Raw genomic sequence first — 20,679 nt, forward strand, 5'->3', positions numbered from 1 at the left:
TTTGATATCAATTTCATCACAAATAACAGTTGGCTTTTGCTCAGCTTTCCACAGGACTTGGCATTTCCAACTCTGATGCACGTGCGCAAGTTTTAAAGAGTTTCAAATCTTGAAAGTGGTTTGGTCACCATTAGCAATTGAAAAGCTAGAGACAACAGCTAAATTTATTGAAAGAATACCTTTTTACATAATTGAAAAAATCGTACTGTTAAATGTTTAATAGCACAGCAAGGAGATTTACATTGGATGCTGAATTGAAAAAATTAGGGATATATAGCTTAGTTCTTGTCGGTATTGCAGTTATTGCAACTAGCGCTATTTTCTTAGTTACCTATTACTTATGTGATAAAGATCAGTTAAGTAATGTTTTAGGTGTAATGGGAGCTATTGGTAGTATTCTTTCTGGTATAGCTGCAATTATTGCATCTGCAGCAGCTCTTATTGCTGTTAAATCTTGGCTTAAACAATTAAAAGTAGGGAAATATTTAACTTGTATTTGGGAGGCTAAGGTTGCATTGTCTAAGCTTGAGGTTAGATTTGGTCGTTGGCATGCTAAAAAATATGACAGTCGAGATAAAGGTGATGAAAATGTTGACCTGTTATATCAAGAGCTTGAAGATAGTTTTCTTGATTTATAAAATGCAAGCCACTTGTTGGGAAGTATTGTTACAAAAAAGAAAGGTGTACTGAAAGATGTATGTAAAGGCGCATGGGTTGTGGAAGCTCAAGCATTACAAAGGGAATGCGGGAAATTAAAAGAATATTTTGAAAGTCGTCCTAAACAAGATACTGCCAATATATTTTCATCCTCAATCGAATCAAGTAAGAGTTTGACAGATAATATTTTCATTTTATTCGACGAATTTTCAAAAAATATTGATGAGCTAGAAAAAAAATATAATTAGGTCTTCTGTTTGTAATTAATAGGGACAGTCGCTCAAACTTGAACAAGATAAACTTCTTAGTTAAGGTTTATAAGTGAGTGTCTTAGTTAATTTCTGATAAAACTAGAATTGATCCAGAGCAGAATACTAAGGATAACTTTAATTTTGACACCTAACCCCCTTGTTTAATTTCTTGTTAATTTTTCAATTTCTGCTCGAGTTCGTAAGGTAATTTCATCTTTTTATACAACCACTTTAAAACATAACTGTGATTTGAGTTAGTGTGCTTTGAAATAAAGTCCAATGATGTTACAGACAAACTATATGTCACCTTAAATTTTTCACTTGGGACTGTGCTGTGTGTAAAATCATTACCGCTAAATTTAGGATTATTATCTTTAAATATATTAATTAAATTCGGATGGATCTTTTTGTAACTTTCAAAAATATCAGGTACAGATAAAGAAAGCCTAATTTCAGATATAAGTTTATCTAATAAGAATAAATACCACGTATTAAATTTTATTCCTGATGAGTTGTAACGATTATCTGCGGAACCAAACTGTTCAATATCATTTAAAAAACAATCGATTGAAATTTGCTCAAATAATTTCTTAACCTCATGATCAATTTCAATATTATCATCAATATTTAACTCAAATGTTTTTAGGTTAGGAAAGTATTCAGAAGCTCTATCAAATAGAGGTTTAATTAGGTGATTTTTAGATTTTCTGACTGATTGACCATGAAGCAATAACATAGCTTTTAAATATTTCTCTATGGTTTGAGAAGCTGCCCAATAGAAAGCTCGTGGTAAACCATTTTGAGCTAAAAGCCGAGCGGTTAAATAGTCTTCATCGGCAGGAATAATAAATGATTCATAAATCACTTGGACTATTTTACTTTCCATGTAATCAAGATCAGAACATTTGAACAATTTTGTTTCAGGAATTTCATCACTAATTTTAAAACTATATATAAATTCCATAATATCCCTACATTAAACACTCGTTGAAAGTACAACCAGACTCACTGAAAAATTAACGTCGCCTAAAGCGGTGAGTGGCAAGAATTAAAAAATTAAAAAAGACACTCACTTAAATTTTTAACCAATATACCTAGAATTATGTTGTAAAGATAGCCACATTACCTAGCCTCAACCCTCATTTTTTAATGCCGTTGTGGATCAGCATAGAAGTACTTTTAGTTTGCTTACTTAACCTGAATTTTTACCGTATTTCAGGCAATATAAACCTCAGCAGAATTAATAGGGACAGTCGCTCAAACTTGAACAAGATAAGCTTTTTAACCCAGACTTATAAGTAAGTGTAGAGCTTTAGTTAACCTTGTTGGTCTAAGTATGGTTAATCACGACTATTTATTCAATTTCAGACATAAAAAAAGCCACTAAAAAGCGGCTTTAATTATCAAATTGGTGGGCTGGCGGCATCTGAATAGGGCTCTTAAGTTGTTGTTTTATTGTTCTTTTGTTCTTTGCCTCTTGGGTTGAACCCTTCTGTGAACCCCTTAAATTGAATTGTCATACTATTAATATTGTTTTTTAAAATCATTGTTATTATATATATTCTGGGTATTCAATATTATTTTCTTTTATTTCATTTTTTTGTTCGCGTATAGCTTTTGACTCTTGATATTCGCGAGCTTCTGCCGTTAAATAAAATTCAGCTTCTACATTTTTTTCTTTAACTACTCTTTCAATTTCTTTTAAATTTATATTAAAAAATTCTTTTCTATTATTTACTAAATTAAGCCTACGTTCTTCAAATTCGGTATGAAGTGCTTTTTCAAGTTCAGGGGCGTTCTCTGTGTATATCATTGCGTGAACATCGAACCTAAATGGAACGCTAGCATCTCCAAGTTCTTTTACTCTATCAAGAGGCTCTAACCTTCTTGTCATGCCTATTTTATAAACATCCTGACCAAATGAACCTATGTTAGAAATAACATATACGTGACCAACCTTTGTTTGTTCAGCCATTGATTTTGCACGTTCTGTTTTGCTATGAGCAGTTTCTAAGTCAGAAGTTAGTTTTGCTATATGTTCTTCAAGCTTTGATAGTTTTTCACCCGTAGATTTTTCAGCTTGTTTTTTTGCTTTTTCTAATAAACTTTGATATTTACCTTCTTCTTTAGCTGCTTCTGCTAGTTCTTTTTCAAGCTTAGCTTCTTCTCTTATTCTTTCTCTTATTTCAGCTTGCTCTTCTTTTTCTTGTTGTTTCCTTTCGTGGTATTCATGAGTTAATTTAAGTTCTTCAATTTTTAGCTCTAAATATATGTTACTAATAATAATAACATTTGATGTGTTTAGTTGATTGATAGCTTTAAAGGCTTTATTAATTCTTTCAATCATACGAGTGGCATTGTTCCATTTTACTTTGGCAATAGCAGAATCACATTCGTTATTAAAAGCTCTAGCAGTCATTTTTATATTTTTGTTTGTCATAGTGCGACCTTTAGCTTTGCTGCCTTCTACACTCCATTCAGTTGTACAGAAAACAGCTTTTTTATCGTTAACTAATTGCTTTTGCTTACCTTTATTTTTGGTTATTTCATCTTTATATTTTTCGGAATGTTCAAAATTAAAGCTTGGTTTATAAAAACCCAATTCAGCTAGTTCAATCGTTTCATCATAAATAGCAGCTTCTTTTTTTAACATTTCAAAGATTGTCTTTTTATCTCTATATGAACTTTTTATAAGTGTGATTTCATTTTTTTTATTTTCTATTTCAATATCCAGATCATTAATACAGCTTTCTCTATCAAATACATCTGAAAATTTGTCTTTAAATTCAGCTAGTTCTGTAGTTATGTCTTTGTTTTTGTTTGTTTCGTTGAGTAATTGTGTTTGTAGATTTAGTTTTTCTTGAGTTATTTCTTTTAAGTTATTTTGTGATTTATTCAACTTTGAATATAAGAATATTACTAATAGTGTAATAACTACTATAACTAGTATTTGAAGCTCGAACTGAGCAGATAACATAGATACCATCCTTGTATGATTATTTGTTAACTATACATTAACCTCTATAGTTTTTTAGGTGAACAATTAATTTGGCCTATTTTATTATTTTCAGGTTTTAAATATATATCACTATCTAAATACCAAACATTTTACCAAGTTTAATATTTGATAAATGATCATACTCCTGTTCAAGTTTATATAACTCTGTCTTAGCTTTATCAAACTTATCGTTGTGCAATCCTTTGGGCTTAGGCCACCACATAGAACATTCCATCAAGTTATATCTATCAGGCCAATCATAGCCCCATATTTGTATTCTTATCTTTCTTATCCTTCTGGCTAGCCTATCGAGTTTACTTTCACTTTGGCAACGGTAATGAATTTTTAAACACTCTCTGCAAGTGTAAGAATTTTTAGTTGCGTATAAATACTGTCTTTGTTTTACGCAATAAGGGCAAACAAAATAGAGTTTATTGCTGGCGCTGCGGTTGTCAGTTTGCAAGGGGACAGGTATTTTCTTGTTGTTGATTGTAAATAGCATCGCTTTAGGCCATTCACCAGCCGCGATTAATTCGAATTGACAATGTTCTTTGCTTTGTTTGATCCCTTCAAAAGTATAATTACCTAATTTAGCATCGAGTAACTTTTTAAAAGACTTTGCCGCTAATCGTTGGTAACTATCAGTATATGATCTCGTTTGGGTATGACTTGCATGAAAGCCTTTAGGCATGATTTGACCTTTGTATTTGTTTATTACGAAAAACAGGTATAAACCTTACAATTATGAACATTAAGCAAAGCACTTATTAGATACTAATCAAAAACTCCTATCCCTGAATATTTTTGAATAATCTTAGATTCAGAGTTATTTGTTGCTAAAACTGTAAAAGTTTCTCCTGTTTTTGTTTTAAATGACATTGTTACTCTCTTTTTTTTACCCATAAAATATAAAGGGATAGCCAAGATTAAACCTATAACAGTAATTGCTAAAAGTATAATTAGGAACATTCGCCCTCCAGTCATTTCATTTTGTTCAAAAGTAATTTTGCTTTTATCGATATCAGAAGGTAATTTAAACTTTTGCTTACCAACCTTAATAATATCTTTATTCCCCATGAATGATTTTGTTAGTGAAACTTTTTTTGCATCAAAAGAACTGGCGACTAATTCCATTTAAAATTTCCTTTTTTGTTAAATATACTTGAACTATATGTAAGCTATTTTATAGCTAAAAAACTACTTTTACAGCTATTTATAATACGCTTAGATATGACTGCCGAAAACTATCGCAATATAAACTATCATTAGCCAATCTTATTGATTTACTTCATACCCTCTCAAAAACATAAGAAGTTTAATATTTATCAAAAGTTACCTAAGTTAAAGAAGTATCGAAAGTTTAAGAAACTAAGTAACAGTAAGGCTTACAGCATGTTCTATTTTATTTGCTTAGCTGTTTTAGTAAACAAAACAGCATGGCTAACAATATTAATGATTTTAACTTTTCTAACTTCTTAAACTTTGCACTTTTTTTAGGGGGTGCGGTTAGCGTTTAAAGTTGTAATAAATTCTTTAGGATTTTTGATATACGGAATTGCTACTAAACCGCCAGCGGAATAAAGGTAAACGTCACCGTAGTTTTTTAAACGCCCCAAGCAAGTTGTCCTAAGCTCATAGTTATCAATATGTTCATACTCTAACGTATCTTCAACTTTAAGATTAAGCCCTCTTGTTACCGTAACTTTTTTATCATCAGCTTCAATTTTCACTGTGTATGGTTCTATTATTTTTCCAGCATCTTTTAGCGTATAAAGTATTGGTAGTATCAATAAACTATAAGCTAAATTGTTTACGTCACTTGTTCCCATAAAATAATCCCCAATTCTAGTAAAAATCTCATAGCTGAAATAAATTGCTGCTATTTTTATCAATATTTCTAGAAGTGTTTCAATAGCTCGTAAGTGAGTTTCTGATTTATAGACTGTCATAATTAACCTTTTTGTATTTGTCATTAAAGTGCTTTAGCTGTTTTATAATCCGTGCTTGTAAGACAATCATCTTCTGCCCAAGCAGACAATAAAATATAAACATGCTTATTTTTATCTGCTTTAGAAACTCGCCAGCGATCACCTTTTGAAAAATCATTACCTTCGTGTGCTTTTAAAACTGCGTGTACTTTGCTTAAGCTTATGCCTGTGTTCTGCCTCACACGCTCGGCTAACTCTGTTTTAGTGTTTATACCTTCTGTTATTGCTTCTGACACTGCTTCAATAATAAATTCATTCTTAGCTAACTTCTCATCGATAGATTTTTGTAATTGAAGTTTGGTTGCTCTTGCTTCGTCTACCTGTTCAACTGAGTTGAGTAGATCATAATAATCTTGTCCTTCTGTAGCACTGTAAGAGTAAGATATCTTTTTTACTACATCACCACGGCTTTTGAAGTTTTCAAAAATAACCGTTCGGTTAAAAGGATCATCACCAACAATATCTAGTGTATAAGCACAATCAATATCATCTACAATATCACTCGTTCCTGAAAAGATTACCTTACCGTCACCGTCACGGTGTTTATTAGTATGTGCAAGCATGATCACCGTTCCACCATTTGACACAAAAGCCCTTACAACTTTGCCAAATTCAGTACCTATTTTCTTATCCATTACATCAGTAAACTTTTTGAGCGTATCTAAAATAATGATTGTTCCGCTCGCTGTACCTTGACTAATAATTGTGTTCAGCATGGGTAAAAAATCATTTGAATCAAAATTATTATATGAAGGGGCTAACATATGAAAACCATTTTTTTCAGCAAGCTTTAGTTTGCACACCAAGCCTTTATGATTATCATCAGCATTGATATAAAAAACCTTACTACCTTCTATTTCTTGACGCTTAATCGCATCAATTAAAAGCCATAATGTCATCAGTGTTTTACCTGCGTTTGGTTTAGCATAAAAAGCGGTTGCTTGGCCTAGTATAGCCATTCTGCCAAGTACAAATTTATCTTCTAACATTTTACTTTCCATCTCTTTTGAACTGCCATTTAATGAAAATTGGGTAAGGTCAAACAAAGGCGCATTAGCGGCTAAATTGTCAAACTCTGCCATTGTATTAACTTGTTCATTAGCTGCCGCATATTCACGCTGGTTTGCTTTATTTATGCTTATACCTTCGTTGGTGTGTAAGGTGTTGCCTAAATCTTTTAATGCTGCTGTTCTGTCGTTTCGATACTCAAAAAATACCGCGAGATCGAACGCATCACCAAAGCAACAAGTTCCATCGGTCGATAAACTACCAACACCATGATCAATATCGCTGCCATGATGAGAAATCCATTTATTACCTTTAATAATTACGGCTGGCGTTTTGCTTTGGCTTAATGGGCTTAACCACCGACCAGATAATTTTGTATAACCGTACATTGAAAAACAAAGTTCTATACTGTGTGACTGATTAAAAGCATCAATAACAGAAACACCATTAGCAATAGACTTAGAACGGTTAACTATTGCTTGTTGTCGCTTTTGCTCAACGTCTTGTAATATCTTTTCGTTAGCCGTTCTTTTTGCTTTTAATTCACTTTTCCACGTTTCAGGGGCAAACTTTTCATTTGGGTTACCGCTGATTCTATGCTCGTAAACATCACCTTTATTAGGTAAGTAACAAGGCTGTGCGGCTCTCTCAGCGGCTTTATCTGGTGTTACATTTAACTTAGTGAGCTTATCGTTTAATATTGCTTGTAATAGCTCATATTCAACACCAGTAACGCCAATTGATAATGGTATAATTCCGCGGTATTTAGGCGTTTCTGTTTTATGGCTTCGGCTTGTATAGGTATAAATTAAACAATCATTTGCTATGCTGGATAACTTTTCTGTTAGCTCATTAATAGAAAGCTTTGTATCGTCAATATCACACCATAGCGCACTGTATAAACCGCTCTTTCTTTGTTCGGCATGTACTCGACTTTGCAAGCTAGAAAATATAGCCCACTGTGCTTTATCTTTATCAACGGCTTGCGGATTGGCTAATAGTGTTTCTATTTGTGCTAATCCTATTTCTGGAAAATTAGCGTGATAACATGCTTTGCCTATTTTTTCTGGATTGTTAGTGTAGTGCTTACCAAAACCGCTAATAAATGTATTAATGCTTTGCATGATAAACCCCTAGTACATTTTGCTTTTCACTCTCTATAACATCAAAAAACTTATTAATAATGTTAAGCGTTTTTTCGTCATCATGAAAAGCTTGTGTAAGTTCAACTTTAGCCCATTCAGCACAAACAAAATTCATAGATTTTATCTTAGTAAAATGGACGCCATCAAAAGCGGCACTTAGTAAATTAACGGCAGGGGAGAGCATATTTATATTTACCCAAGCCATGCCATTGTCATCAATACAAAAGCCGTTTTTAGCTTTACCGCCTGACGCTGAATATATATTAGTGGTTATCTTTCTCATTTTAACCACTCCTTGGAGTATGCTGTCGTGCTTGATTTCATGTTTTTATTGTTCATATAGCTAAGTTTTAATTTCTGATTTTTTTCTGTTAAATAAATATTCATGTTGTATACTCATTTAGATATTAGCGGTCGGTCGCCAAACTAAACCGCTAAATATGATTGAAATAATAAGTCGCTTTGGAATTACTTTAATTTCCCAGCGACTTTTTTATTGTTATAAATAATGATTTGCTCGGGTGACATAAATATAATATCTACGTTCTGTGGTGGCGTTGTTTTGGTGTAATAGCATTTAGCTAAGTCGTGTACTAATGTAAAATCCAAGCCGCTTTTAGTCAGCTTTGACACTATGCTGTGCAAATTGTGAATGCCGATATACCTAGCCATCCTAGTATTAAACTTATAGCCATTAGATATTAGTTTTAAAACATAGGCGATTTGAGTGTCGTAGCTTTCAGGTTCTGGCAATCCTAGCTCTAAACACTTGTCTTTATGGATGTTCATGATTAAAGCCCTCCTATATTGAATTTACGTTGTTCAACTAAGGATTTAACAAGGGCTTTTATTTCATCTGTTGGTATGCCTGCTATTAAGGCTTGTAATACAAGTTCGCATTCGGATTGAACAAAGCCAACGGATCTTCCGCCTAAATTTATAGCTGGCGGAAAAGTACCGTCCTGATTGCGGTTATATAATGTAGATTTTGAAAAACCTGTCATTTGTAAAACGGCAGGTCTGCGAATGATTCGTGGTGTGTTATTGCTGTTTGTATAAGTGTTGCTAGTCATAATTTATCTTCATTGTGTTTAAGAAGAGTCAATTATTGAGGAGTCTTTGAGATAGCGCATCTCAAAATAAAATTCTATTTTGAGTGGTTATTTAAGTTTTTCTATTCTTTTAATTTTTTTTAGCATTTCTGTTGCGTATTTTTTATGTAATTTTAATTGTTCTTCTATTTTCGTGACACATAAACCGTAATACGCTGCTGTATCTTCTTTCGCTATTTGAAGAGCCGTAGGATCTCCATGCTTTTTAGGGGTGTTTTTTAGTTCAATTTTATTGACGCTTTCTAGATACAATACACGAAGAGCTATCTCGCCCTTTAGTAGAGGACTATCATCCCTATTAAAAGGCTTTGGGGGTCTTAGTCCCCATTGAATATTACCCTTAAAAGCTGCGGCTAAAAAGGGCATTGCTTTCTGTGTTGGTATTTCTCCATTATCAAGTAATTCTTCAACTTGATATCGGTATATTTTCTTTTTATTTTTCCAGTTACTAGCAAGGACATTCCAATTATTAAAAATATCTTCAAAAGTCTCATTGTCTGCCATTATTTATAATCCTTTATGATTTATAAGTAATCATAAGCCCACAACTTTTAGGCCTTGATTAGATGTAGTTACCTTTCCTGTTTTAGCCTGCTCTATATGTTCAGACCACCAAGTCATTAATTTTTGTCTACGCTCTATATATTCAGCGCGGTTATAGGCTCGCCTTACTTCATTTTTATCAACATGCGCTAAAGCGGCTTCGATAACATCACCATCAAAACCTTGTTCGTTTAGTGTGGTACTAGCTAAAGCTCTCATACCATGAGCTACAAGTTTTTTATGAAAGCCCATACGCTTTAATGCTGCGTTGGCTGTTTGCTCGTTAGTATGCTTTCTCGGATCTCTATCAGCAGGGAATAAATACTCTCTATGACCGCTAATAGGTTTTAGCCGTTCGAGTAGTTCTAGTGTTTGATTTGTCAGTGGTATGCTGTGTTCACGTTTCTTTTTCATGCGTTCAGGAGGAATAACCCAAAGCTTATTGTCAAAATCAATTTCTGACCATTTAGCGCCAGCGGCTTCACTTGGTCTAACCATGGTATGTAGTTGCCATTCAATTAAACAGCGCGTTACTATTTTTATGCTGGCGTAACTAATTGCTTTCATTAACTCGGGTAATTGATCAGGGGTAAGGGTGGGCATGTTCTGTTTTATAGGTTTTTTAAATGCTGCTTTTATCCCTGTTAGTGGGCTAGCGTGAATAAGCCCTGTATTAACCGCATAATTCATTATTTCATTTAGGCGCTGAGTAAGTCGTTTAACTGTTTCAAGACTGCCTTTAGCGGCTATAGGCTTTATAACATCAATTGTTAATGGCGCGGTTATTTTACTTATAGGGTATTTACCCAATGTAGGGAAAATATGTAATTCTAACGATCGCCATAAGTCTTTAGCGTAATCAGGGCTGATTTCTGTTTTTTTAACTTGATACCAGTTAGCGGCTACTTGTTCAAAAGTGTTACTTAGTTTTTCTTGTTGTTGACGTGCTAATTCGCCTTTGTGTTCTTTAGGGTCAATATCTTTTGCTAGTAACTCAATAGCATTTTTTCTTAACTCTCTAGCTTCACTCAAACTAATACTTGGGTACATGCCAAAAACTAATTCTGTGCGCTTGTTAATAAATGGCTTTTTATACATGAATAACCAAGATTTAGAGCCGTTAGCTCTTACTTTTAACACTAAGCCAGCGCCATCAAATAGCTTGTAAGGCTTTTCTTTTGCTTTGGCCTGCTTTACTTCTGTATTTGTTAAAGGTTTAGTTATTTTAGCCATTTTAGGGGGTTCACTTTTGTTAATTAACTTTGAACCCCCTAACAGTACCCCTAAAATAATTGATTGGCAATAAGTTTTAAAAACCCTTAATAACCATGGGATAGGGCTGTAAGCCATTGTTTACTGAATTTCAGACATAAAAAAAGCCACTAAAAAGCGGCTTTAATTATCAAATTGGTGGAGCTGGCGGGATTTGAACCCGCGTCCGAAAAACCTACATCCTCGGTACTACATGCTTAGTCGATTATTTATTTAACCAATTAGACGCCAATCGACAGGCTTCGTCATGGTGAGCTTAATACTATTTCGCGGTTCAGCCTTAAGCATGCTTCCCTCGCTATTCTGTTTAATGTGACCATCGATCCTCTAAACAACAGAAGAATTTTTGAGGCGATGGCTAGCCTAAGCGGCTAGTGCGAACGTTTCGTCGTTAGCAATTATAGTTTTGCGGCTTTTTACGAGGCCAACCGCCCCTCGGCATGCACCTTGGGTTTCGTGAATCTCGTCGAATCCTGAATCAGCCCCAAGTTTTTTCTTTTTCTCTTTTTACTTTATAAACAAGTTCATTACAGGGAATGAGCTTCGCTTATAACCGAAGTATACAGCGCATTTGATAGATACACAACGTAACTAAATTTGAATTATGCTAAATATTGATTAATTTTGAATTGATTGCTTAGTCTTTGTTCAACTTAGCCGTTTTCATTTTAATATAGCTATTTAGATTTTATTCAAATTTTTATTTTTCATTAAGCGGCCTTTATCTACAGCCCATTCTCTGTCTTTAATATCGGCACGTTTATCATGATCTTTTTTACCTTTACCTAAATAAAACTCAAGTTTTACCCAGTTTTTACGCCAGTACATAGCTGTAGCTATAATTGAGTAACCTTCACGGTCAACAGCGCCAGCTAAAACGTCAAGCTCTCTGCGGTTAAGTAGTAACTTGCGATCACGATTTGGATCACATACCACGTGTGTTGAGGCTTCTTTAAGCGGCATTATTTCTGCGCCTAATAAGTAAGCTTCTCTGTCTTTTATATGAACATAACAGTCAGAAATGTTTACTTTACCACTGCGAATACTTTTTATTTCCCAACCTTGTAAACTCATACCACCTTCAAATTTATCGGATAGGGTATAGTTATGCCTAGCCTTTTTATTTAAAGCGATAGTGTTACTGTTAGATTTATTTTTTGAACTTTTCTTTGCCATTTTGAATTCCATTATTATCGGCGATGATTATACCTACAAATAAGAGACTTGATAGAACAAATTTCTTTTTAGTAAAAATTCATTGCTTATATTCAAGTAATAATGCGCTTGTTTGTGTGTTTTGGTATGATATCGCTAAGTTAGCGTAAGGGTCAAAATAAGAATGCCATCCATAAGTAGAAGTGCACTGGTTATGTACAGTGTTGATCAAATGTTTCAATTAATAAATGATGTGCTTGCTTACCCTCAATTTTTACCTGATTGTAGCAATAGTAAAATTATTACGGAAGATGATAATTCAGTTACCGCTGCTTTATTGGTTTCTAAAGCGGGGTTGAATAAGTGGTTTACAACGAAGAATACATTTATTTCCAATCAGCAAGTGCAATTAGAGTTAGTTGATGGGCCGTTTAATAAGTTATATGGCCGTTGGCTTTTAACTGCTTTGTCTGATGATGCTTGTAAAGTTAGTTTAGAGCTTGAATATGAGTTTTCTAATAAAATGTTTGATTTGGCTTTTGGTCGAATATTTAATCATTTAACTAACAATATGGTACAAGCATTTACTCAACGAGCTAAAGATATTTACGGAGCAGCAGCTTAATATGGAAAACTCAAGTCAAGAAATTCAAGTTGAAGTCGTTTACGGTCTTGCACATACACAGAAGTTGTTATCTTTGACATTTAAGCAAGGAACAACTGTTGAGGAAGCCATTGAACAGTCGGGTATTATTGAGCTTTTCCCTGAGATTGATTTAACTGAAAATAAAGTTGGCATTTGGAATAAAGCGGTTAAGTTATCAACAGTTTTGGAAGATTTTGACCGAATTGAGATTTATCGACCTTTAATTGCCGACCCTAAAGAAGTAAGAAAGCGCAGGGCTGAAAAGGCAAAACTTGAAGGCCGCGCAGATAAAACAACCGGTGGTAGAGTTAACCCTTTAGCGAAAAAAGAAGATAAATAAACATTTAGAAGCTTAAAAGTAAGCCCAGCAGATGCTGGGCTTTTTGGTGGAGCTGAAACATTTTTTAAAACTTGATTTACAATAAATCACTGAGTTGATTATTTATACAAGCCTTACTATTTATTTCTATGGCTGCACGCCAACCACTGAACCATTGATATTGTACTTTTGTACTTGTCTACTCTAGTACATTGGTAAGGGCATTGTTCTTAGAACGTTAGGAGATACTTGTTAAGTTTTTACCTGTATGAGCCCTGTATTGGTGGTCTCGTTTTGGCCTTCTCATCATAAATGCACACTCCTTTATTATCATTGATATAGGAACACTCTTACCTTCACTTTCAAATTTAGTTAAGCTTCTGTGAAAAAGCAATATTATTAGGTGTGTTTTTACGATAATAAATTAAATCATTGATTCGCGGTAATATTGAGTTTAGTTACTAATACCAATCTCACTAACTATGTGATCATTGTTACTTGCTAAAATCACCAACGACCTCGTTATTTATTTAATAATTAGAACAACTAGTTATTGAAATACATGCCTTGTATTTGGCAATTTTTTCTACGTATAAAATTGTTCACTTAATTAATGAAACTGGTATGAATGAAAAAAGCACCTTTAGGTGCTTTTTATTTGTGACTACTAGTAGTCACAAGGACTGATACTTATCACGAAGATCTCTGTTATTATTTAATAAACGCTGTAAACATTGTAAATAGTTAGATGTATGTTTAACTAAAGAACTTACGTCGTAAGCCAAATAATGCCATGATAGATAAAAGCCCAGCTACGTTTATACTAGCGCCTTGACGAACTACTTTATCTTCTTCTGCTGATGTACAAACTTCACCAGTGTCAGGTGTTGGCTCTAGAGTGATTGCACGTAAAACATCTTCTGTTAATGGTGAACCAAAATCATCTAACATTATTTCACCATAAGCATCACGACGTTCTACTTTTATGGTTGCTGTTGCTGAAATTATACCATCGTCATTAATGTCTTGTGCTTCGATAATATTATAGGTTGAGCGTAAAGCACATGGAATAGCTAAGTTGAGGTTAGTGAAAACATCATTGTTCATATCATAAACAAAACCAGCGGTTCTACGCGGGTTGCTAGTGCTTTCGTTATGCGTTTCAATTTCGCCTTCACCAACGATTAGATCACTATTATTGATTGCTCTAGCTGTGCTGTCTGAGCCAGAGAAAAAATCATTAGGAGTGACTAGGTCAATTTCTTCTAAAGGTGCATTAGTGTCTACATAGAAAAACTTACGTACGCCGCTACTATTAGTGACATAACCTACGGCAGTACCTGCATCATTAATATCATAAGCAACAGATGTACCTCTAATGCTATGATCACCACTAATATCTATCACGCTGCCATTTTTATAGGCTACAGCATATTGATAAAACCTTCTTTGATCGACTGTTGGTGTAATTATATCTTGATCATAAAAACCATCAGCATAACCAACTGCGACGCCGTTACTATTGATTGCTAAAGCGTAACTTGAATAAGAGCGTTCATCGTCTTCATGTGGCGTTACTAATAAACCTAGCTCTTCAATAATAGGTAAACCATCAGGGTTTAATGTGGCTTTAATTGCCATAGAGTCATATGTGGCAGATGTTGAACCAGTTTGTACTTGTGCAATACAAGCGTCTAGTGTCATCGCCGCTGGAACAACATCTGGATCAGCACAACCGCCATCTTCGTTTTCAATAAAGTCAGAATAACTTGGTACTAGTTTGTAACTACTAAACCCTACAGCAACACCGACTTCATTTACATCCATTAGTGCAGAGAAACCTCCGCCATAGTTTGCTTCTAAAGGAACTATTTCATGAATTTGACTACCTTGATTATAAGAATAGAAGCCTCTCATGCCATGCTCTCTAAGCCAATATACATGATCGACATTCTCATCGTCAGTAAAGGTTTCACTTGGTAAATAAGGCGCAGTAGCACTACCATAGGAAATACCGGTATCAGTAATTCCAGCGACAATATCAACCGTTGAGCGCGTTAGTTGTTCAGTTCCGTCGAAGTTTGTGTCTAATAAGGTATATTCTTGCTGTAGACCGCCAACGGTTGTGATGGCGATGCTATCACCGACTTTTTGGTATTCAATATCATTACCTTTTCCTGATGATGTATCTTGTAACCATCTCACTACCCAAGATAAATCATTGGCAGTTGGATTTCCAGCTCTTAAAGCATCGATATCTTCAAGGTCATTTAAGGCATGAACACTTTCGTGATTTATGGCTGCAAATAGTTGAATGGCAGTAAAATCAGAGTCATCAAGGTAATCAAATTGCACAGGAAAGTCATACAAACTAGTACCTGATATAACCATATCACCATTAGTGTTTTGTTGTTGAGCATAAGTATACTTTGCTTGGCTCGATTCACTTTCATCAACAATTTGATATGTGGCGGCATTTACTGTATTTAAAAAACTTACACTTAGTGCACTACTAATGCTTAGGGCGATAATATTCTTTGCTATTTTTCTCATTCTACTACTTAACTCTTTTATTTATTGTAGGAATAAATCCCAGACTGCAGGGGTTAAAGTTCATCTAACGCTTGCCATCTTGAATAGGCAGTGTCGAGTTTGGACTCTTTTTCGCTAAGCTGGTTCAATATTTTTTTTGTATGTTTTTCATCTTGGCTAAAAAAATCACTTTGATTGACTTGTTCTTGTAAATCAGTAATTTCATTTTCTAACTCGTCGATTATTTTTGGTAGCTCTTCAAGCTCTTTAGTTTCTTTAAAAGAAAGCTTCTTTTTCACCGCTGGTGGTGTTTCTTTTTGTACTGCGGGTGTTGCCTTTTGCTTTGCTTCTTTTTTATTAATTGTTGATAAGTGGCGTTGACGCTCTTCTTCTTTTAACGCTAGATAGCTATCAACATCATCATAACCACCTACGATTTGATTAATTCGGCCTGTACCATCAAAATAAAGACAGCTACTGACACAGTTATTCACAAAATCACGATCATGGCTAACTAAAATAACGGTTCCTGCATAATTTGCAACAACTTCTTCTAATAACTCTAACGTTTCAATGTCTAAGTCGTTAGTAGGCTCATCGAGAATTAGTAAATTACTCGGGCGTAAAAAAAGTCGAGCGAGTAATAAACGGTTCTTCTCTCCACCGGACAAAGCGCGAACTGGCGTACGAGCACGTTTAGGGCTAAATAGAAAATCTTGAAGGTAACCAAGTACATGGCGAGATTTTCCGTTAACTTCGACTTCTTGTTTTCCTTCGCCTACGATTTCTTGCACGGTTTTGTTTACATCAAGCGCTTCACGATGTTGATCAAAATAAGCAATTTCTAAATTAACACCTGAGCGCATTTTACCGCTAGTGGCCTTTAACTTCTCCATAATAAGCTTTATTAAGGTCGATTTGCCTGTACCGTTTGCGCCAATGAAGGCTAATCGGTCGTTACGTGTAATAAGTAAGTTAAGGTTTTCAATGATAACTTTATCACCAAAAGCTACAGTAACATCTTCAGCTTCAAATACGAGTTTACCTGAACGATCACCTTGGGTAATGTTCATTGTGCTTTGATTACGTACTTCTCTACGCGCTTTACGCTCTAAACGGAGTTTTTCTAAGGAACGAACACGCCCTTCATTACGGGTACGTCGAGCTTTGACACCTTGACGAATCCAAACTTCTTCTTCAGCTAACTTTTTATCAAATAGGGCATTTTGTTGTTCTTCTACTTGTAAATCATGTTGTTTTTGTTCTATATATAAATCGTAATCACCTGGGTAACTTGTTAGCTTGCCACGGTCTAAGTCTAGAATTCGAGTCGATAAACCTCGAATAAATGCTCTATCATGGCTGATAAAAATAATGGTACCGCCAAAATCTTTTAAAAATTTCTCAAGCCATAACACACTTTCTATATCTAAATGGTTGGTTGGCTCATCAAGTAATAAAATATCAGGGTTAGTTACTAATGCTTTAGCTAGGGCTAATTTACGTAACCAACCTCCAGATAAGTCACTAATTTTAGCATCAGGATTTAATGATAACGTACTCATGGCTTGTTCAATGCGTTGTTCGTCTTGCCATGCACCAGCTTGTTCAAGTTCATCCTGTACTTTTGATAGCTTATTAAGATTTTTTTCACTTGGATCTTCGCCAATCAAGTGAATTAATTTGTGATAGCGACTCAGTAGGTCTGCATTTTCACTAACGCCTTGCGCAACATAATTAAACACACTTAAGTCAGACGACTCTGGTGGATCTTGTTCCAACATTGCTAATTGCATTGTGCTAGATTTTAATATTTGGCCATCGTCTAAGTTTTGTAAACCCATTAATATTTTCATTAATGTTGATTTACCAGCACCGTTACGGCCAACTAAACAAATACGTTCACCGGTTTGAACACTTAAGTCTGCTTTATTTAAAATTTTGTCTTCACCAAAAGCGAGTTCGCCATTAGCTATTCTTAATAATTCCATCAGTTTTTAACTCTTTATTGTTAAACAGCAGCACTTATTAATTAGTGAGCACTTACTGTTATCTATCAATCTAATAGCTGGATAATTTGTTCTGCTGTAAAGGGCCAAAATAGTTTTTGGTTATCAGCTTTACCCGCTGGGTTTAGTTTTTCTAATACGGGAATATGTACACCGTATAGTTCTACTAACGTTTTACTTTCATGAGCGACGGTTTCTTGGTCAACAATATCTACTTGATTCAATTGCGCCTTAGGTATTACTGATAAGGACAGTGCTAAAGCTTCTTCACATAAATGACAACCTTCGCTGCCATATAAATTATATATTGTCATTATTCGCTCTTATATTTTTCTATGCTAGCCTTTTCGGGTAACTGACCAACTATTATGGATATGTTTATTACGAGCAAAATCTTGGTCTCTGGTAATATCAGACATATTTTTAGCTTGTAATCCTAGTGCTTCTAAACCTTCAAAGTCCATTTTGAAATTACGCTTATTATTAGTAAAGAATATTTCCCCACCACGGTTAAGTGATTTTAAGGCATCAGCGAGGAGGGCAACATGGTCTCGTTGTACGTCGAAACTATCTTCCATGCGTTTTGAGTTTGAAAAAGTAGGCGGATCAATAAAGATTAAGTCATATTTATCTGTGTTCTTTTTCAGCCAATCAAGGCAGTCTGCTTGTATAAATTGATATTTATGACTGTTGAGTTTGTTTAACGAAAAATTGTCTTGTGCCCAATTAAGGTAAGTATTTGACATATCTACCGTGGTAATTGATCTAGCACCATGTAACGCTGCTTGTAATGACACAGAACCAGTATAAGCGAATAAATTTAACAAGGTTTTGTCTTTCGCTTTTTTAGCAACAATTTGTCGTGTTTTTCGGTGATCTAAAAATAGACCGGTATCAAGATAATCCCATAAATTAATTTTAAGCAGTGCGCCATGTTCATTAATGGTGATTGATTGTTTTGATTTATCAACGCGTTGGTATTGATTACTGCCTTTTTGTTTAGCACGTGTTTTTAGTACGACTTTATCAGTAGGAACTTCTAATACTTTAGGGGCCCAATAAATAACTTCTTGTAAGCGTCTTTTAGCTTTGTCGGCGTCAACTGTTTTTGGCGCTGCATATTCTTGAATAACTAAATAATCACCATAAACATCAATGGCAACATTATATTCAGGAATATCGGCATCATAAAGGCGATAGCAGTCAATTTGATTTGATTTAAGCCAGCCTTTTAATCCTTTACGGTTTTTCTTTAAGCGGTTAGCAAAATCACTATCTTCTTCAGCAAAAGATGATTGAGGGTTTACAGCATCTTTTTCTAATTGTTTCTCATCAACATTATAAAGCGCTAGTTGACAATCTAATGGACCGTTTTTAAATTTATAACGTTTAAAGCTTGATAACTTAAGCATCGCAAGTAATTCAATATTGGCGGTTAAAATCGCGATTCGCCAATTAATAAATTGTGCCTTGAGCTTTTGACCGAATAATACAAAGTTTTCTACTAATTCCGGTAGCTCACCAATGCGCTCTCCATAAGGAGGGTTAAATAAAATAGTACCAGCAACACCTTTAGCGCTAGAGCCATAAACATTATTCATGTTATTGGTGTTTTGACATTTAAACTCAATAAAACGCTGTACTTTTGCATTACGTGAATTTTGTTGAGCGGTATTAATAACACGAGGATCAATATCAATACCAAATACTTTTAAACTACTGATTTGTGCTTTTTCTAATGAATTCTCAGAACTATCAATTGCATCATTTAGCTGCTCTTGCCAAATAGTGTCGTCGTGTTTTAACCAAGCATCAAATCCCCAAGAAGCACGTTGAATTCCAGGTGCTTGTTTGGTTGCCATTGCTACGGCTTCAATCAATATTGTGCCAGAGCCACACATAGGATCTACTAGCGGCTTACTTGTATCGTCTAACCAGTTAGAGCGAATAATTAAGGCCGCAGCTAAGTTTTCTTTTAATGGCGCTGCACCTGAATGTTCACGGTAACCACGTTGAAATAACCCTCGACCAGAAAAATCTAAATAAATGCTGACATGATCTTTTAGTAGTCGCGCTTGAAAACTGATTTGAGGTGATTTTTTATCAACATCAGGACGTTCAAAACCTTGCTCTCTAAATTGATCAACAATCGCATCTTTAATGGTTAATCCACCAAATTGGCTATTTCGAATTTCTTCACTATAACCTACGAAGTCAATTGAAAAGGTTGTATTACTGTTAAAGTGTTCTAGCCAATTTATAGAGCTTGCAGCTTTAAATAGTTCATCTTTGTCTTTGGCTTCACCTTCGCCAAGTTTTAACATGACGCGTGTAGCCAAACGAGTCCATAAACAAATTTTATAGCCAAGCTCCATGGATGCTGAGAAATAGACACCTTCTGGCTTTTGAATAACTTGTTCAGCACCAAGGTTTTTTACTTCATCGGCGAGTAATACCTCGATACCTGGGGAGGTTAGGGCTAAAAATTGTTGCATAGGCACTGTCATAGTGTGGTTCCAGAAAAAACGATGACGCGATTATAACGAATGTACAGTCACACATAAACAAAAGTTCAGTTAATGTGACGAAATAGCTTATAATTAGGACATAACGAAGAACAATTAAGCTAACAGATGATTTTTAGCTGATTTGTAAAAAAATCACTTGCTTTATTGGCGAGTGATCCTTACTATACGCATCGAATTCAGGGAGAACATCCTGATAGCTTCTTGCAGTATGAAGTAAAACTATTGTGGCTTACCTAATCTTATTAAAGAAAAGGTCATTCGGACGCGGGATGGAGCAGCCTGGTAGCTCGTCGGGCTCATAACCCGAAGGTCGTCAGTTCAAATCTGGCTCCCGCAACCAACTTTACTCAAGTATAAAGAGTATGTAAAATTATATTCTTTCAATATGAATTAAAACTGTTGAGGCTTTCTTCTTATTTCTTAAGAAGTTCATTCGGACGCGGGATGGAGCAGCCTGGTAGCTCGTCGGGCTCATAACCCGAAGGTCGTCAGTTCAAATCTGGCTCCCGCAACCAA

The 20,679-nt window shown here is 34.8% G+C and carries 20 protein-coding genes, 2 tRNA genes and 1 other RNA gene; 6 read left to right on the forward strand and 17 right to left on the reverse strand.

The window, feature by feature from the left end:
• Positions 1–242: 242 nt before the first annotated feature.
• On the forward strand, positions 243–638 hold the full coding sequence (locus Q4496_RS06355; RefSeq protein WP_303610100.1) for a hypothetical protein: 396 nt from the start codon (positions 243–245) through the stop codon (positions 636–638).
• A 12-nt stretch (positions 639–650) separates the two neighbouring features.
• The gene (locus Q4496_RS06360; RefSeq protein WP_303610101.1) at positions 651–905 is read left to right on the forward strand and encodes a hypothetical protein; all 255 of its coding nucleotides are present in this window, start codon (positions 651–653) and stop codon (positions 903–905) included.
• A gap of 175 nt (positions 906–1,080) precedes the next feature.
• Here the strand turns inward: Q4496_RS06360 and Q4496_RS06365 are convergent, their stop codons facing one another.
• From Q4496_RS06365 to smpB, 13 genes are all read right to left on the reverse strand, one after another.
• Positions 1,081–1,872 carry a HEPN domain-containing protein gene (locus Q4496_RS06365; RefSeq protein WP_303610102.1) on the reverse strand — a complete coding sequence of 264 codons (792 nt, stop codon included), beginning with the start codon at positions 1,870–1,872 and terminating at the stop codon, positions 1,081–1,083.
• Positions 1,873–2,460: 588 nt separating this feature from the next.
• Positions 2,461–3,885, reverse strand: a complete 1,425-nt coding sequence (locus tag Q4496_RS06370; RefSeq protein WP_303610103.1) for a DUF4041 domain-containing protein — start codon at positions 3,883–3,885, stop codon at positions 2,461–2,463.
• 115 nt (positions 3,886–4,000) lie between these two features.
• The gene (locus Q4496_RS06375) at positions 4,001–4,597 is read right to left on the reverse strand and encodes a hypothetical protein (RefSeq protein WP_303610104.1); all 597 of its coding nucleotides are present in this window, start codon (positions 4,595–4,597) and stop codon (positions 4,001–4,003) included.
• 83 nt (positions 4,598–4,680) lie between these two features.
• Positions 4,681–5,040 carry a hypothetical protein gene (locus Q4496_RS06380; RefSeq protein WP_303610105.1) on the reverse strand — a complete coding sequence of 120 codons (360 nt, stop codon included), beginning with the start codon at positions 5,038–5,040 and terminating at the stop codon, positions 4,681–4,683.
• 359 nt (positions 5,041–5,399) lie between these two features.
• The gene (locus Q4496_RS06385) at positions 5,400–5,879 is read right to left on the reverse strand and encodes a PH domain-containing protein (protein ID WP_303610106.1); all 480 of its coding nucleotides are present in this window, start codon (positions 5,877–5,879) and stop codon (positions 5,400–5,402) included.
• Complete coding sequence (locus Q4496_RS06390) at positions 5,879–8,026, reverse strand: hypothetical protein (protein WP_303610107.1); 2,148 nt, start codon at positions 8,024–8,026, stop codon at positions 5,879–5,881. Before Q4496_RS06390 ends, Q4496_RS06385 begins: the two co-directional genes overlap by 1 nt.
• Positions 8,013–8,330: a hypothetical protein gene (locus tag Q4496_RS06395; RefSeq protein ID WP_303610108.1), complete on the reverse strand. Its 318-nt coding sequence runs from the start codon at positions 8,328–8,330 to the stop codon at positions 8,013–8,015. Before Q4496_RS06395 ends, Q4496_RS06390 begins: the two co-directional genes overlap by 14 nt.
• Positions 8,331–8,515: 185 nt before the next feature.
• Entirely contained in the window at positions 8,516–8,836 is a 321-nt protein-coding gene (locus tag Q4496_RS06400; protein ID WP_303610109.1) for a hypothetical protein, read from the reverse strand.
• Between the two features lie 2 nt (positions 8,837–8,838).
• A complete protein-coding gene (locus Q4496_RS06405) occupies positions 8,839–9,120 on the reverse strand; it encodes an AlpA family transcriptional regulator (RefSeq protein ID WP_303610110.1) in 282 nt (93 codons plus the stop codon).
• An 87-nt stretch (positions 9,121–9,207) separates the two neighbouring features.
• Positions 9,208–9,663, reverse strand: coding sequence for a hypothetical protein (locus Q4496_RS06410; RefSeq protein ID WP_303610111.1), 456 nt, complete (start codon positions 9,661–9,663; stop codon positions 9,208–9,210).
• Between the two features lie 30 nt (positions 9,664–9,693).
• A complete protein-coding gene (locus Q4496_RS06415; RefSeq protein WP_303610112.1) occupies positions 9,694–10,935 on the reverse strand; it encodes an integrase domain-containing protein in 1,242 nt (413 codons plus the stop codon).
• Positions 10,936–11,110: 175 nt separating this feature from the next.
• Positions 11,111–11,460: a transfer-messenger RNA gene (gene ssrA / locus Q4496_RS06420) on the reverse strand.
• 195 nt (positions 11,461–11,655) lie between these two features.
• Positions 11,656–12,150, reverse strand: coding sequence for an SsrA-binding protein SmpB (smpB, locus tag Q4496_RS06425; protein ID WP_303603160.1), 495 nt, complete (start codon positions 12,148–12,150; stop codon positions 11,656–11,658).
• 163 nt (positions 12,151–12,313) lie between these two features.
• Between smpB and Q4496_RS06430 the strand changes: the two genes are divergently transcribed.
• Entirely contained in the window at positions 12,314–12,754 is a 441-nt protein-coding gene (locus Q4496_RS06430) for a type II toxin-antitoxin system RatA family toxin (RefSeq protein ID WP_215974316.1), read from the forward strand.
• 1 nt (position 12,755) lies between these two features.
• The gene (locus Q4496_RS06435) at positions 12,756–13,115 is read left to right on the forward strand and encodes an RnfH family protein (protein WP_215974315.1); all 360 of its coding nucleotides are present in this window, start codon (positions 12,756–12,758) and stop codon (positions 13,113–13,115) included.
• A gap of 735 nt (positions 13,116–13,850) precedes the next feature.
• Here Q4496_RS06435 and Q4496_RS06440 read toward each other — a convergent pair.
• The 4 genes from Q4496_RS06440 to rlmKL all read right to left on the reverse strand — a co-directional run bounded on the left by Q4496_RS06440 (position 13,851) and on the right by rlmKL (position 20,130).
• Positions 13,851–15,647, reverse strand: a complete 1,797-nt coding sequence (locus Q4496_RS06440) for a DUF3466 family protein (RefSeq protein WP_215974314.1) — start codon at positions 15,645–15,647, stop codon at positions 13,851–13,853.
• A 53-nt stretch (positions 15,648–15,700) separates the two neighbouring features.
• On the reverse strand, positions 15,701–17,617 hold the full coding sequence (locus Q4496_RS06445) for an ATP-binding cassette domain-containing protein (protein WP_303610113.1): 1,917 nt from the start codon (positions 17,615–17,617) through the stop codon (positions 15,701–15,703).
• Positions 17,618–17,682: 65 nt separating this feature from the next.
• Positions 17,683–17,949 carry a glutaredoxin family protein gene (locus Q4496_RS06450; protein ID WP_215974312.1) on the reverse strand — a complete coding sequence of 89 codons (267 nt, stop codon included), beginning with the start codon at positions 17,947–17,949 and terminating at the stop codon, positions 17,683–17,685.
• Between the two features lie 24 nt (positions 17,950–17,973).
• On the reverse strand, positions 17,974–20,130 hold the full coding sequence (gene rlmKL, locus Q4496_RS06455; protein WP_303603161.1) for a bifunctional 23S rRNA (guanine(2069)-N(7))-methyltransferase RlmK/23S rRNA (guanine(2445)-N(2))-methyltransferase RlmL: 2,157 nt from the start codon (positions 20,128–20,130) through the stop codon (positions 17,974–17,976).
• A gap of 296 nt (positions 20,131–20,426) precedes the next feature.
• Between rlmKL and Q4496_RS06460 the strand changes: the two genes are divergently transcribed.
• Together Q4496_RS06460 and Q4496_RS06465 are read left to right on the forward strand one after the other, a co-directional pair.
• Positions 20,427–20,503 (forward strand) — tRNA-Met (locus Q4496_RS06460).
• Positions 20,504–20,601: 98 nt separating this feature from the next.
• A tRNA-Met gene (locus tag Q4496_RS06465) sits at positions 20,602–20,678 on the forward strand.
• Position 20,679 lies beyond the last annotated feature (1 nt).

This window comes from Colwellia sp. 5_MG-2023 (genome assembly GCF_030547795.1).
Lineage (GTDB): Bacteria > Pseudomonadota > Gammaproteobacteria > Enterobacterales > Alteromonadaceae > Colwellia.

Excerpts from the sequence above, each read along its gene's own strand:
- Q4496_RS06365 (WP_303610102.1), bottom strand. The coding sequence starts at position 1,872 with ATGGAATTTATATATAGTTTTAAAATTAGTGATGAAATTCCTGAAACA.
- Q4496_RS06370 (WP_303610103.1), bottom strand. The coding sequence starts at position 3,885 with ATGTTATCTGCTCAGTTCGAGCTTCAAATACTAGTTATAGTAGTTATT.
- Q4496_RS06375 (WP_303610104.1), bottom strand. The coding sequence starts at position 4,597 with ATGCCTAAAGGCTTTCATGCAAGTCATACCCAAACGAGATCATATACT.
- Q4496_RS06380 (WP_303610105.1), bottom strand. The coding sequence starts at position 5,040 with ATGGAATTAGTCGCCAGTTCTTTTGATGCAAAAAAAGTTTCACTAACA.
- Q4496_RS06385 (WP_303610106.1), bottom strand. The coding sequence starts at position 5,879 with ATGACAAATACAAAAAGGTTAATTATGACAGTCTATAAATCAGAAACT.
- Q4496_RS06390 (WP_303610107.1), bottom strand. The coding sequence starts at position 8,026 with ATGCAAAGCATTAATACATTTATTAGCGGTTTTGGTAAGCACTACACT.
- Q4496_RS06395 (WP_303610108.1), bottom strand. The coding sequence starts at position 8,330 with ATGAGAAAGATAACCACTAATATATATTCAGCGTCAGGCGGTAAAGCT.
- Q4496_RS06400 (WP_303610109.1), bottom strand. The coding sequence starts at position 8,836 with ATGAACATCCATAAAGACAAGTGTTTAGAGCTAGGATTGCCAGAACCT.
- Q4496_RS06405 (WP_303610110.1), bottom strand. The coding sequence starts at position 9,120 with ATGACTAGCAACACTTATACAAACAGCAATAACACACCACGAATCATT.
- Q4496_RS06410 (WP_303610111.1), bottom strand. The coding sequence starts at position 9,663 with ATGGCAGACAATGAGACTTTTGAAGATATTTTTAATAATTGGAATGTC.
- Q4496_RS06415 (WP_303610112.1), bottom strand. The coding sequence starts at position 10,935 with ATGGCTAAAATAACTAAACCTTTAACAAATACAGAAGTAAAGCAGGCC.
- smpB (WP_303603160.1), bottom strand. The coding sequence starts at position 12,150 with ATGGCAAAGAAAAGTTCAAAAAATAAATCTAACAGTAACACTATCGCT.
- Q4496_RS06430 (WP_215974316.1), top strand. The coding sequence starts at position 12,314 with ATGCCATCCATAAGTAGAAGTGCACTGGTTATGTACAGTGTTGATCAA.
- Q4496_RS06435 (WP_215974315.1), top strand. The coding sequence starts at position 12,756 with ATGGAAAACTCAAGTCAAGAAATTCAAGTTGAAGTCGTTTACGGTCTT.
- Q4496_RS06440 (WP_215974314.1), bottom strand. The coding sequence starts at position 15,647 with ATGAGAAAAATAGCAAAGAATATTATCGCCCTAAGCATTAGTAGTGCA.
- Q4496_RS06445 (WP_303610113.1), bottom strand. The coding sequence starts at position 17,617 with ATGGAATTATTAAGAATAGCTAATGGCGAACTCGCTTTTGGTGAAGAC.
- Q4496_RS06450 (WP_215974312.1), bottom strand. The coding sequence starts at position 17,949 with ATGACAATATATAATTTATATGGCAGCGAAGGTTGTCATTTATGTGAA.
- rlmKL (WP_303603161.1), bottom strand. The coding sequence starts at position 20,130 with ATGCAACAATTTTTAGCCCTAACCTCCCCAGGTATCGAGGTATTACTC.